The following is a 14020-nucleotide window of genomic DNA, read 5'->3' on the forward strand; positions in this document are numbered from 1 at the left end:
TACCTGCAATAGTGAGCGCCGTCACTAGATATTATTAGAATCTTTGAATGGAATAACGTGCGTTACTGGCTAATGAAATCTGAACCGAGCGACGTCAGCATTGATGACCTCGCTAACCTGCCTGACCAGACCGTGGCATGGTACGGTGTTCGAAACTATCAAGCACGTAATTTCATGCGCGATCAGATGTGTATAGGCGATGCGGTATTTTTCTATCATTCCAATTGTGCTGTACCCGGCATCGCGGGTATAGCTCGCGTTTCCAGCACTGCCTATCCCGACACCACTCAATTCGAATGCAATAGCAAATATTTCGATCCCAAGGCCACTCAGGAAACGCCTCGGTGGTTTAATGTAGATGTGCAATGGGTAAAGAAAGTTGAACTCATTTCATTGGCAGAGCTGCGCCGACACCCACAATTGGAAGGCATGCGCGTTTTGCAACGTGGCAACCGATTATCAATCACACCCGTTGACCCTGCCGATTGGCATTTCATTCTGAAGCATCTGGTACCCGATTAATATGGAATGGGCGCTAGCCTATCTCACGCTAGGTGCGTTTGTTGGGCTTTTTAGTGGCATGTTCGGCATTGGCGGCGGAACCATTCTGGTACCAGTTCTGCTGATGCTGTTCAAAATGCAGGGCTTTCTCACCCCCTATATCATGCACCTGGCACTCGGCACATCTATGGCAACCATCCTGTTCACGTCACTCGCCAGTATGCGCAAACATCACCAGCATGGTGCGGTGAATTGGTCTGCAGTTCGTACCATAACTCCGGGAATTTTGTTTGGAGCAGCGCTGGGCCCGCTATGCGCCGCATCTGTATCGCCGCGTGGATTAGGTGTATTTTTTGCTTTATTTATGTATTTTGCAGCGATTCAAATTCTGTTTGAATTACGCCCGCAAGCTTCACGCCAATTACCTGGCATGACCGGTATGACTCTGGCAGGAACGTTCACCGGCTGGATCAGCAGCCTCGTATCTATTGGCGGCGGTACGATTGTAGTCCCGTTTTTAATTTGGTGTAATGTGCCACTACGCAATGCGATTGGCACCTCTGCGGCGATCGGTTTCCCTGTCGCCATTGGTGGCACAGCAGGCTACATTGTTTCTGGTCTTAGTTTCGATATGCTACCTTCTCCCAACTTGGGTTTCGTGTATCTACCATCGTTATTGTGGATCGTACTTGCCAGCGTAATTACCGCGCCGCTAGGCGCCGTTGCTGCGCATCGCATGAAAATTGGGCTATTGCGCAAATTTTTCGCAGTGCTGATGCTGGTCCTGGCGACACACATGTTGATCAAATATATTTAAAAAATAATACCCTAACTATTATAGGGATAACTATGTCAGGCTTGTCATGACGAAGAATGAAGTGTTTCGTTGCACGAAGAGCACGCTCTGTCCGAACTCTTGATTTTTGCAGATACGAAGGTCGACGAGTTGGACCGACATTTTTAAAAAAGCTAAACTAGCATCCAGCTTTCGAGTCATTCGACATCGAGTGTCTTGCTTGTTATGACGCGCATCAAATAATATTGCTGCTATGGGATGCGGGTACTATGCACAATCATTTAAAAAACACAGGCTACCGTGACACATGCGCAGAGGATTCTTGCCGCACAGAAAATAATTCAGTAATGATTATGTCTTCATCTGACGCTTCGTAGAAGCCAAGCTCAAGCAACACTTCTAGGGTGGCACGACTTTAAGTTTGACGACTCTACCATCTGCTATTTATATATGCGGGTAACTGACATGGAAAACAACCACACAATGGATTGCTTTAAGCATTTAAAATTAACAGAGAGCAAGAAATGATATTAAAGTTCACCAAGATGCACGGTGCTGGCAATGATTTTGTAGTCGTCAATGGCATGCGACAGCACATCCAGCTTACACTGGAGCAGCTGCGTCTGTTAGCCGACCGGCACTTTGGCGTAGGCTGTGATCAAATCCTGCTAGTGGAAATTGCACAGCATCCTGACGCGGATTTTCGGTATCGCATCTTCAATGCTGATGGCGGTGAGGTGGAGCAATGCGGTAATGGCGCGCGCTGCTTCATGCGTTATGTACACGATCAAAAACTGACCCACAAACGTGAAATCGTGGTAGAAACAAAAAGTGGCCTGATTACGCCGCGCCTTGAGGAGAATGGTCAAGTTACAGTAAACATGGGCATTCCGATTTTCGAGGCTGCACGTATTCCGTTCCTTGGAAGAAACGACGCTGTCATCCAAACACTAGAAGTAGCGGGCGAAGCGGTACTGATTACGGCACTATCGATGGGCAATCCACATGCGGTACAGGTGGTGACTGATGTGGAATATGCACCCGTCGCCGCACAGGGAGCACTAATTGAACATCACCCGAGTTTTTCGCAACGAGTAAATGCTGGATTCATGCAGATAGTCGATCGTAATCACATTAAATTACGTGTTTATGAACGAGGTGCTGGTGAAACCCTGTCTTGCGGCACTGGCGCGTGTGCCGCAGTGGTAACCGGCATCCGTCGCGGCCTGTTAGACACGCGCGTAAATGTTGCCACACGTGGAGGGGTACTGAATATCACTTGGGCCGGAATCGGCACACCGGTATTGATGACCGGACCAGCGATTGCAGTATTTGAAGGCGAAATAAATTTATAAGAGGACGGCATGAAATCTGCAGACATCGCACTATATTTACTAAACAATCCACAGTTCTTTGAGGATAATGCTGACATGTTAGCGGAAGTTACTATCCCTCATCCTTACAGCGGACGCACCATTTCATTGAATGAGCGGCAGTTACTGACTTTGCGTGAACAGAACAAAAGCTTGGAAAAAAAACTGCAAGAGATGGTAACACTTGCTAAGGACAACGACGCATTACAACAAAAAGTGCATCAATTCACCCTCGCGTTATTTGGCGCGCAGGACCTTATGAGTTTGCAGAATATCATTACGCAGAATTTGCGTGAAATCTTTTCCGTACCGCATGCCGTGTTGCACATCTGGAAAGGATTGCCGCCTAGCGCAGAAGTACTGGCTTTTGCTGACCAGCAATTGCTACCTGTCTGTATACAACACGCTCTTCATGACACTTTGCCTTGGTTTGGCGAAAGCGCGGCTCATTTGCACTCGTTTGCCTATTTACCGCTGCGAGCGGACGAAAAATCCATTGGGTTGTTAATATTGGCGAGTGAGGATTCGCAGCGTTTCTATCCTGGAATGGGCACGATGTTCCTGCAGCGTATTGCGGAAATTGTGAGTAGCGCGCTACGCCCCTCATTGTAAAGCGATGTCAAACAGTACCGCGCATGCTACCACTCTCAACCAAGTTGCACTGCATGGATTTCTCAATCATCTGCGTAACGAGCGCCGTTACTCTCCCCTTACTGAGGACAATTACTCCCGCGATATTTGCCGCCTGTTTAAACTTGCTGGTACTACGCCACTAAATGAGCTTAAAAGCCATCAAATTCGCCGTTTCGTAGCGCAATTGCACGGTAGCAGTTTGGGCGGCAAAAGTTTGGCACGTATGCTGTCGGCATGGCGTAGCTTTTATTTTTATCTAATACGTGACCACCAATTTAATTGCAATCCGTGCATCGGGCTGCGTGCACCCAAATCGGCTCGCAATCTGCCGCACGCACTTTCCCCAGATGAAGCTGTGCGCATGATGGAATTACCCACAGCAGGTGACATTTTGGCGGTACGCGACAAAGCGATGTTTGAGTTATTTTACTCTTCTGGTCTGCGCTTGGCGGAGCTGGTCAGTCTCGATCCTTCAGAGCTTGATTTTATTGATGCAGTGGTACGCGTTATCGGTAAAGGTGCCAAGACACGCATCGTACCACTGGGCAGCCATGCGATTTCCGCACTACAAGCTTGGCTGACACTGCGCGGACAATTGGCCAAACAAGATGAAACAGCGCTGTTCGTTAGCCGCAACGGTAGCCGCATTGGATCACGCGCGGTGCAATTGCGCATGTCAGGCTGGGGTATCACACAGGGCATGACCAGCGGCGTTCATCCACACTTATTGCGCCATTCGTTCGCCTCACATGTGCTTCAATCCAGCGGGGATTTGCGAGCAGTGCAAGAAATGCTCGGTCATGCCAGCATTTCAACTACTCAGGTATACACTCATCTTGATTATCAATACCTCAGTAAAATTTACGATTCAGCGCATCCGCGGGCAAAAAAAAAGCGCTATTAATCAAATCATTGGTAACAATATTTTGCTGTCGTCGTAACACCGTCAAGCTCAATCCCGTTTAGTAATACGCGAGTCGAACCTTAGTGACATTGAATGCTCCTTCAGTGCTCCACTTGCTTACATTGATCATCATATTCACCGCTCAAATCAGCCGCTCTACCGTGCGTGTCGTTTTGCCTTTCTACCTGTTTTCCAAAGCCATGATCATGTCACCACGAGTATTTTCAAGATCAATTACGCAACGCTTGAACTTTTTTTCCGGCAGGAAGCAATACCTTTCTCGAGTAACTCCCTATTGTAGCGAGGTGGATAATCAAGCAAACTGCAAGGCAGCTGTTCGCCAAAATGCGATTGCAAAGGTGTCCTTAAGATAACTTCGCAGTACATTATGGAATGATTTTTCGCAAGAAGAGGTGCAATTGTTTGACTTTGATACGTCAAAATCGCATTCTCCGTATAGCAGCTTCGTCCAACAAGGCCACCAACACAGACGGCCCAAAGTGCCGCTTCGCACTTTTGACCCCCGGTTATTGCAAACCTTAGGGGAGCACTATTTTCTAAGCAATTTTAATGCGTTTTTTTATATATTAATGTCATTGGCAAATCCGTTGCGCACCCGCTCTTGCCAGATTTCCATCCAACCGGGCAAATCCTTGGCCAGCATAGACCGGGAGATGAAAGCCCCCTGAGCGAGATCACATCCCGTACTAAGCAAAAGATTCCAGTCGTCTCGGTCTTCAACCCCTTCAGCCACGACCTCCATATCCAATTGTCTTGCCAAAGCCAAGCTGGCATCATAAATCGCCCGCAAAGTATCATCAGTCCAGGCCCGGTGCACAAAGCTATGGTCAATCTTGAGTTCATCAAAGGGAATATCGCGTAGCTGGGCCATAGAAGAGTGTCCGGTACCGAAGTCGTCAATTGATAAGTGAAAGCGATTCAGACGGAGACGAGTCAGAATTTCGAGTGGGATCCGCGTGTCTCCCATTAGCTGACTTTCCGTCACCTCCAGTACTATTTTCTGAGGCGGTATGCCTATCTTGGAGGTGAGTCCGGTAACAAAATCCAGAAAATCAAGGGATGCCAAACTGTCCATAGACACGTTAACAGCTACCCGCAACTCTAGCCCTGCGTCCTGCCAGGCTTTGGCTTGGGCTAGTGCGCTGGTCAACACCACTCGGGTCAAGTCGTCAATCAGGCTGTACGCTTCAGCTATACCGATGAACTGGTCGGGCGGGACGATCCCGTAAACAGGATGGCGCCAGCGTACCAGGGTTTCCACACCCGCCACCTTGCCGGTGGCAACCGCCACCTTGGGTTGGTAGTAATTGACAAGCTCGCCGTTGTTGATGGCAGCGCGCACTTCGTCTGCACTATAAACTTTCATCGCCTTAGGGCTATCCGTTGAAGAAGGGACCCACTTTTCCAGCAGTGCGGACAGCACCTCCGGTTTAACCGGCTTTTGTATGTGTCCAAGTACCATAATTTTATGTGCCTGCACCAGTTTTTCGACCGTCTGCAGCATCCGTTCATCCTCACCGCTAATCAGGATGAGACTGTCGGCATAATTCCGCTCTACCAGGTGGCGAACAAATTCAATTCCGTCCATTTCTGGCATATTAAGGTCCAACAGAATCAGGTTAGGCCGTGTATCCACGGCATCTAACCGTTCCAGAGCGGCTCGTCCGCTCTTGCAGAACGTGACCGAAGTGAAACCTTGGTTTGTCAGCATGCGGGCCAACAACTTGAGCATAAATGGCTCGTCGTCGAGCACCAGAATTTTCACCATGGATCTTTCAACCATCACCTTTTCTCCCTATTTTTTCACGACATAGCATTGTCGTTTACAACGAACCAAGATAGTCATCCACGATGGCCATTTCCGCCTCAAAGCGAAGCAATAACACCGCCAGCGCTTTGGTGTCGCCCGCCTTTCCTGCCTGTTCCATTTCAGCGCACAGCTCACCCAATGCCATCGCACCGACTGAGCGCGCCGATGATTTAAGCTTGTGCGCTGCCGCACTAACTGCCGCGACCTGACCCAACAGACAAGCGGTGCGCAATTCCGTTGCAATTGTGGCCAAACTGGAACGAAAATCCAGCAGAAGTTCGCTGATCACTGCTGAGTCTTTCCCTACGAATCCTTCGAGAACACTTACGTCCACCGGCCCACCCCTTGTGTCGGGAGTGGCAAGTGTAGCGGGCATGGCGGTTGCGTTCTGATTGTCGTCGACGGCCGACAGCCATCTCGCCAACGTGGCTTTCAAATCCACAAGTTGCACCGGTTTACTCAGATAGTCGTCCATGCCGACGATTCGGCAATGCTCGGCCTCGCCCTTGAGGGCGTTGGCGGTCAGGGCAACGATTGGAATGCGTCGCCTGCCAGCCTTCTTGATTTCGTCGTTACGGATGGCCGCAGTCAGTTGATAGCCGTCCATTTCCGGCATGTGCAGATCGGTGAACAGTAACGCGTAGTCACCACTCTCCCAATGTTTCAGCGCTTCGCGGCCGTCGCCGACGACATCTGCAGCATAACCGAGCAGTGCAAGCTGTTGCTGGATCACTTTCTGGTTAATTTCGTTGTCTTCGGCCACCAGCACCAATCTGCCTTGCTGCAAAGCCATCGCGCGCGATGGGTAAGTAATGGCTTCCTCAATCTTACCTGATAGTTGAAACTCTTTTTCATGCGCCCGCCCTGCAGCGATAGCCACTGCCCGAAGAAAGGATTGAGGATGCATGACCTCGCCGTCCAAGGTGACCATATCCTCCGTTTCTACACGTTCCCGCCGACGATGTCCGCGCCTGATGATGACAAAGCGTGGCTCAATACCGGGCTGATGGTGACCGTGCTCGACTACGACGAAATGTGGATCCAGGTCAGATCGAGCACGACAGGCAGCGCGCAACTCTTCGATCGGAGGTGCATTATGCCCGGCATCAATGATTAACAACCACAGACCGGACGGAAGCGTGCTGATTCGCTTCCGGGCTGCGGTCAAGTCTGGCACTCGCTCTACAACCGCGCCACTATCTTTCAGATAGACGGTCAGATCATCTCTCAAGCCGTTGTCAGCGCCTAGTACCAAGCAGGAAAGTCCGGTCAGATCAATAGTCTTGCTGCCACCGACGGGTCTGTTAGGTGGTAGTGTAAATGGCAGTCGCACGGTGAAGGTGGAGCCCTTGCCTTGCTCACTGAGCACCACAATCTCTCCACCCATCAGTTCCACCAGATGGCGGGATATGACCAGCCCCAGCCCAGTACCGCCAAAGCGCCGGGTGGTGGAGGCATCGCCTTGGGTAAAAGAGGTAAAGATTCGGGACTGAGTTTCCTCATTCATGCCGATACCATTGTCGGTTATCTGCAACTCAATCGTCACCTTCTGATCTGGATCGTGCTTGGCCAATATGGCTCGCACCGACACCTGGCCTGGTCGCTGTTGCCCGCTGGAAAACTTAATGGCGTTGTTGGTGAGGTTGACTAGCACTTGACGCAGGCGTAGGGCATCGCCCAGAACTTCTTCTGGAAGCGCCGGATCGATGAACAGAGTGAGCTCCACTTCTTTCTTCGTAGCTAGGTGTTCCAGCATTCCACATGCTTTCTCTATCACGTCCGCCACATGCACGGGCGCGCGTTCAATTTCAAGCTTGCCAGCCTCTATCTTGGAGAAATCAAGAATATCTTCAATGATATTCAGCAGGACAAAAGCCGATTCTCGGATAAGATCGAGCATGTCCTTCTGGTAACCATTAAGGCTGGTTTGTTGCAGCACGTCGGCCATGCCGATCACACCGTTCATGGGAGTCCGGATCTCGTGGCTCATGGTAGCGAGGAAAGCCGATTTGGCCAGGCTTGCTTGCTCGGCCTCAAGTCGGGCTTGCTCCAAATCTTTCATAACGCGCACGCGTTCACGGATATCGCGCAGAATGCCAGTGAAATAGCGTTTTCCTCCGACGAAGTATTCGCTTACTGCAAGGTATACAGCAATGCGTTCGCCATTCTTGTGCAGCCCTTCGATTTCACGTCCAATGCCGATGATGCGAGCCTGTCCAGTTCGGTAATATCTCTCCATATAGCCGTCATGGCCGCTACTGTGAGGTTCTGGCATAAGAATAGAAACGTTTTGTCCAATTACTTCATCGCGAGTGTAACCGAAGAGATTTTCCATTACCGAATTGGCGGAGCGGATAATTCCCTTTTCGTCGATGGTGATGACACAATCCACCATATGCTCGACCACGGAGCGGATCTCTTCTTCTTTGATCGCCATGGCCACATTGGCTTGCTCCAAATCGACGGTACGCTGTGCTACTTGATCCTCTAGTTCCACTGATACACGTCGTAAGCGCGTGATGACCAGTGCGAGCGCCCCCAATCCCAGCGTCAACAAGGTGCCAAATAGAACAAAGGTGTCGCGCAGATCGGCTCGATTTTGTGCCACCACACTGTCTAAGGGTCGAACAAGCTCTAGAACGCCGCGCACATCACCTACTTTCCAGTCACTCTTAGGGCTGTCTGGACGTGAATTGTGGCAGTCTACGCATTCCGCATGCATAACATCCGCCGTAGCGTAGCGTAGCGATGCACGCCCCTGAAAATCTTCAAAGCGGTAATAAGGCTGTTGTGGATTCGCCCGTAACGCTTGCAATGCTTGTTCCTCAAACTCATCATGCGCACCACCACCCTTACGCCAGGGAAAGGGGTAGTCGCTGTATAAACGCACCACCATGCCAGAACCATGTAAGTTAATCCTTCTGCCAAGTTCCATGGTAAAGGTGACAGGCAACGGGATAGTTCCTGGCTTGTGCAGGTAGTCGTGTGTCACTTCTATGTCGTGAGCGCTTACGCGATCCACAACTTCAGAGGTGTATACGTTACGTAGTTCAATCAGAGTCTCTGCTTGCAAAGTCACACCTTGTAGTGCGGCGGATTGCACCAGGGTGCTAGTGGCATGAGATAAATACCACAAAGCGAGTAGCGTACCGCTACAAAAGATAACGCTTAGCACCAGAATGGTGTGCTTATACAGCAAGAGCAGGCACGCTTCCCACAGCCGTTTCAATTGTTGACTTAAGCCGGATGAATTTACTGATTGGTTAGCTGTTCGCATGAGAGAATCCTAAATTTCAGATCAATGGATTTCGTTAATACTGCGGTATTTATTTTTCGAACGGATCGCTAATTGATCAAGCACAGCAGTCCAGTCGTTGATGTGCATAGCCTATGCTCTGCTGATGTTTTGTGACATCCGACAACAGCATTCCAATAATGCTTCATCAGACGGAAACAAGCCACGACTCTTGGACATTTACCTAAATTCACCTTCACCGATTCAATCGCGCTGGCGGTGTGGATCAATCGCCACTTCTTTGCACAGTTTCAACTCGCATAATGCGGGCTGTAGCGTAATCATGCACGGTATTAACTGTATAGCGATCTTAAGAAAGATAGTTTCAATCGCTACCGGAAAATCATACACCCATCCACGCAAACAACTAAAGGGCGCCTCTAAAATTCAATTTTCTAGGCAAGCCAAGATAAAACGCGAGTAAAAAATTTGAGCGCAGCAAATATTTTGATATGTAAGCTATAAATTTTTCTGAGTAACGCAGTATTGTGACGAAGCGTGTTAAGCAGGTAAGCCGCAAAGCGGCTGCTCGCAAAATTGAATTTTAGAGATAGCCTAACGCTCTGGGCACGCTATGACTCCTGATCACGACGACCAACCTGTGTAGCCTCAACTTGGTATACATAATTTCCTGCATCGTTAGTGCGCCAAACAATGCTTGGAGCTTGGGGTCTGCTGCGGTCGTAGCGCGCCTGTTCGGCGAGGTTGAATAGGCGGCCAAATCTTGGCCGCATACCGAGTGAGAGTTTAGAAAAGAAGATGTTAATTTTCCTGGGTGGGGGGGTTAGAATTTGACCATCAGGAGTATTTCTGTTAAATTGTAGAGATGGATAGCAATGAATTTAAACAATGGCTTGATAAGCAAGGCGCTACATTTCAGCCAGGCCAAGGAAGCCACATCAAGGTGCTTCTTAATGGTCGCCAATCAGTTCTGCCGATGCACGACGCAGAATTGAAAATCGACACTATCGAATACATTAAAAAACAGCTAGGGTTGAATTAAGGGGCTTGTAATGTTTGAATATCCAGTGGAATTGAAATCTGCCAAGGAAGGCGGATTTGTTGTGACTTTTCCCGATGTACCGGAAGCCATTACCCAAGGTAATGATGAGGACGAAGCATTGGATTATGCCAGTGAGGCGCTGGAAACCGCGCTTGATTTCTATATTGGGGATCGTCGTCAGCTGCCCTTGCCCTCCATTGCGGCGGGACGTCCCACAGTGACGCCCGATGCAATAGTCATTGCCAAGCTGATTTCGAAATGGCTATCTACGAATAAAAACCTCGGGTAGCGTTGTAAACGTATTAGACATTAGCTTTATGCAAAATGCTCTTAGATTTAACCAATCAGATTCATTTTTATCCGCAAAATATTACTTCTCCGTTGGCATTATTGATAGCCTCTATTCATTCCTCTGAAATAACCTCAATATAAACTGCCACTCGCAATACGAGTTCCTTGAGATATACACCTCCTTCTGGGGAAACTCAGTAATATCGGCTTATCCAGCATAGCGTACAGTTTGTGGGATGTGCGTATCCACTCAAGTTTTTTCCTATTCAAAAAAATGAACTTTTTTCTGGTCCGGTCATGATTCCACTATTAACCCAATAAAGCGTTAACATTCCATTGACGCACCACAATGGACTCGACCCATTGGCGCGTTGTTCTCGAAAATACGCAAGGTCGCTTCCAGCTGCTCCTCTAGCACATCAAGACTATAGAAGCCGCGGTTATGGAAATGCTTCTCACACAATCCATCTCATCCCACACACCTTCGATTGGTTTGAGCTCAAAAATATAGGATGGCAAAAGCAATAATTGTATGTGGGATATTGTCACGTGCATTGCAACACCTTAGTACGATTTGCTCACTTCAACGCCGTCGCAACCTCCCTGAAGCAGTTCAGACTCGCCTCAATGTTTTCGATGATCTCTAATGCCAATTCATCCAGATCGACAAGGCATTTATCCGCCTTTCATCATATTTCTGACTTTGCTAATGTTGAATTTCAGTTCCTAGCTGGTTTGGCTGTTATAGGTTGAGCAAGTGATTGCGCCTGATGAGATGAGGTTTGGGGATAGCCTGCAGTATCCAGTCCACCGCCCCACTGTTCCGCCTGAAAACCCTTGAACCAGGTTTTTCCCAATGCGAGTGTCGGCACACTATCACTACCCGATAACTGCTTGAAAGTATCGAGATCTTCTTTTGTACGCAGAATATTTTCGGTAAATGGAATGCCGCGCTTATTAAGGAATTCGCGTGCTTGTTTGCATGGATCGTTACATTGCTCGGCTGTATACAGCGTGACTGGGAAATTTTGTTTAGCACGACGTGTTGCATAAGGAACGTCATTCACATCAACAGTTGGGGCAGCGCCAAATTTCTTTTTTTCAATTTCTTCCGCATCCACCGCTGGGGAATCGCCGTAATGTACTTTGCCGGATTGATCCACCCAACGGTACAATCCATCTGCCTGTGCACTGCCCAACGCTAGCGCTATCAATCCTACCCATAAGAAACGTTTTCTCATATTGCCTTCTCAAAAACCGAATACAAACTTAATTTGCCGCGACCAAACCGCTGTGCCGCAATAGTGCATCAATTGACGGCTCACGACCTCGAAATGCTACAAAGGATTGCATCGCATCTCGGCTACCGCCCACCGCTAATATCTCTTCACGGAAGCGAAGACCCACCGCCAAGTTTAGTACATCATTTTCTTCAAACAAGCTATATGCGTCAGCGGATAAAACTTCCGCCCATTTATAGCTGTAGTATCCTGCAGCATAGCCACCGGCAAAAATGTGCGAAAAGCTGTTAGGGAACCGGTTAAATGCAGGCGGAATTAATACCGCCACCTTGCTCCGCACTTCGTCCAGCAATTGCTGGACAGTGAGCGTACCATGTGGATCAAAGTCGCTGTGCAGTCGCATGTCGAACAAAGAAAACTCTATCTGGCGCAGGGTTTGCAAACCATTCTGAAAATTTTTTGCCGCCTGCATTTTTTCGAATAATGCGCGCGGTAATTTTTGCCCTGTCTCTGTATGCCTCGTCAAGTCTTGCAGTACGTTCCACTCCCAGCAGAAGTTTTCCATAAACTGACTGGGCAATTCCACTGCGTCCCATTCCACGCCATTGATGCCGGACACATCGAGATCTTCTACTTGCGTTAGCAAATGGTGCAGGCCATGGCCGAATTCATGGAACAGGGTAATGACTTCATCGTGCGTAAAAACTGCGCGTCTGTCTCCTATCGGTGCGGCAAAATTGCAATTGAGGTAGGCGACTGGCGTTTGAATGCCAGCTGCGATACGGCGGCGCGTGATGGCATCATCCATCCACGCACCGCCGCGTTTACTGCTGCGCGCATACAAATCGAGATAAAACTGGCCCACTAATCTGCCATCACTGTCCAAAATATCGTAAAAGCTCACTGTTAAATGCCACAGCGGCGCTGGTGCAGAGCGGACGGTTAGGCCGTATAGCGTCTCTACCAGCTTGAACATGCCATCCAGGACTCTATCTTCTGGAAAATATTGTTTCACTTCCTGTTCGGAAAAGGCATAACGCTGTTGGCGTAAATGTTCACTGGCGTAGCTGACATCCCATGCCTGCAAATCTGTTATGTTGAGTTGCGTACGGGCAAATTCACGCAGCTCTATCAGGTCTTGTTCGGCGAAAGGTCGTGCTCGTTGCGCCAATTCAGCCAAAAAATCTTGCACTTGTTGCGGCGTGCTCGCCATCTTAGTTGCCAGAGAAAGCTCTGCAAAATTAGAAAATCCCAGTAAATGCGCCTCTTCGCTGCGCAATTTTAGAATCTGCTTCATCAGCGGTGTGTTATCCCATTCCGGTTTGGTTTGATCTTCAGCTGAAGCGTTCGACGCAAGCTCGCTAGCACGGGTGCTGCTTGCAGTGTACATACGCTCGCGCAGCGCACGGTTATCTGCATATTGCATAAGCGGGCCATAAGAAGGGGCTTTCAGGGTAAACAACCAACCAGTTTTGCCCTCCTCTTGCGCCGCTTCAGCAGCAACTTGGCGCTCGTCTGCCGGAATACCAGACAACTCTGCTTCGTCTTCAATCAGCCACGTGTAAGCATTAGTGGCATCCAAAATGTTATCGGAAAAACGCGAGCTCAACGTGGAAAGCTCCTCTTGAATGGCGAGAAAGCGCGCCTTTTCCGCTTCCGGCAACTCAGCCCCACCGAGGCGAAAATCACGTAATTGATTCTCAATAATTTTCTGACGTGCCGCACTCAAAGTTGCAAATTCTGCGCTGGAATGTATGGACTTCACCTTCTGAAACAGCGCGAGATTTTGCGCCAGCTCGGCATAATACTGTGTAATCTTTGGCAAATTAGCGTTGTATACGTCGCGCAGTGGAATCGAGTTCATCACTGCATTCAAATGAGAGACCTGCCCCCATGATCGCGACAAACGCTCGTTAGCATCTGCTAACGGCTGTATGAAATTATCCCAAGTGGGTGCTGCTACATCGGTCAATAGTCGCTCACATAGCGCACGATTTTCAGATAAAAGTTGATCAAGTGCCGGCGCAACGTGCTTAGAGCGAATTTCTTCAAAGCGTGGCAAACCGGAAAAATTAAGTAATGGATTCATATCTTAAAAACGGCCTTTCATTTATGATTTATTTTAGCCTGCGAACAGACAGATTCAATTACG

General features: G+C 48.9%; 11 protein-coding genes. 7 read left to right on the forward strand and 4 right to left on the reverse strand.

The window, feature by feature from the left end; translation table 11 throughout:
• The first annotated feature begins 57 nt into the window (after nt 1-57).
• The 5 genes from MJ770_RS03335 to xerC all read left to right on the forward strand — a co-directional run bounded on the left by MJ770_RS03335 (nt 58) and on the right by xerC (nt 4207).
• On the forward strand, nt 58-522 hold the full coding sequence (locus tag MJ770_RS03335) for an EVE domain-containing protein (RefSeq protein ID WP_239250189.1): 465 nt from the start codon (nt 58-60) through the stop codon (nt 520-522).
• 1 nt (nt 523) lies between these two features.
• Nucleotides 524-1318 carry a sulfite exporter TauE/SafE family protein gene (locus tag MJ770_RS03340; protein ID WP_239250190.1) on the forward strand — a complete coding sequence of 265 codons (795 nt, stop codon included), beginning with the start codon at nt 524-526 and terminating at the stop codon, nt 1316-1318.
• Nucleotides 1319-1821: 503 nt separating this feature from the next.
• A complete protein-coding gene (gene dapF / locus MJ770_RS03345) occupies nt 1822-2652 on the forward strand; it encodes a diaminopimelate epimerase (RefSeq protein WP_239250191.1) in 831 nt (276 codons plus the stop codon).
• Nucleotides 2653-2661: 9 nt separating this feature from the next.
• Nucleotides 2662-3282 (forward strand): DUF484 family protein, encoded by a 621-nt coding sequence (locus MJ770_RS03350; protein WP_239250192.1) that lies wholly within the window; start codon nt 2662-2664, stop codon nt 3280-3282.
• Nucleotides 3283-3286: 4 nt separating this feature from the next.
• Nucleotides 3287-4207, forward strand: coding sequence for a tyrosine recombinase XerC (xerC, locus tag MJ770_RS03355; RefSeq protein ID WP_239250193.1), 921 nt, complete (start codon nt 3287-3289; stop codon nt 4205-4207).
• A 580-nt stretch (nt 4208-4787) separates the two neighbouring features.
• Here the strand turns inward: xerC and MJ770_RS03360 are convergent.
• Nucleotides 4788-6011: an EAL domain-containing response regulator gene (locus tag MJ770_RS03360; RefSeq protein ID WP_239250194.1), complete on the reverse strand. Its 1224-nt coding sequence runs from the start codon at nt 6009-6011 to the stop codon at nt 4788-4790.
• 40 nt (nt 6012-6051) lie between these two features.
• Complete coding sequence (locus tag MJ770_RS03365; protein WP_239250195.1) at nt 6052-9315, reverse strand: ATP-binding protein; 3264 nt, start codon at nt 9313-9315, stop codon at nt 6052-6054.
• 844 nt (nt 9316-10159) lie between these two features.
• Here MJ770_RS03365 and MJ770_RS03370 point away from each other — a divergent pair.
• Both MJ770_RS03370 and MJ770_RS03375 read left to right on the forward strand, forming a co-directional pair.
• A complete protein-coding gene (locus tag MJ770_RS03370) occupies nt 10160-10336 on the forward strand; it encodes a type II toxin-antitoxin system HicA family toxin (RefSeq protein WP_239250196.1) in 177 nt (58 codons plus the stop codon).
• Between the two features lie 10 nt (nt 10337-10346).
• On the forward strand, nt 10347-10625 hold the full coding sequence (locus MJ770_RS03375; RefSeq protein WP_239250197.1) for a type II toxin-antitoxin system HicB family antitoxin: 279 nt from the start codon (nt 10347-10349) through the stop codon (nt 10623-10625).
• Between the two features lie 721 nt (nt 10626-11346).
• Here the strand turns inward: MJ770_RS03375 and MJ770_RS03380 are convergent.
• Together MJ770_RS03380 and MJ770_RS03385 are read right to left on the reverse strand one after the other, a co-directional pair.
• Nucleotides 11347-11868 (reverse strand): glutaredoxin family protein, encoded by a 522-nt coding sequence (locus MJ770_RS03380; protein ID WP_239250198.1) that lies wholly within the window; start codon nt 11866-11868, stop codon nt 11347-11349.
• Nucleotides 11869-11896: 28 nt separating this feature from the next.
• A complete protein-coding gene (locus MJ770_RS03385) occupies nt 11897-13957 on the reverse strand; it encodes a M3 family metallopeptidase (protein ID WP_239250199.1) in 2061 nt (686 codons plus the stop codon).
• Nucleotides 13958-14020 lie beyond the last annotated feature (63 nt).

The organism is Candidatus Nitrotoga sp. M5 (assembly GCF_927904885.1).
Classification (GTDB): domain Bacteria; phylum Pseudomonadota; class Gammaproteobacteria; order Burkholderiales; family Gallionellaceae; genus Nitrotoga.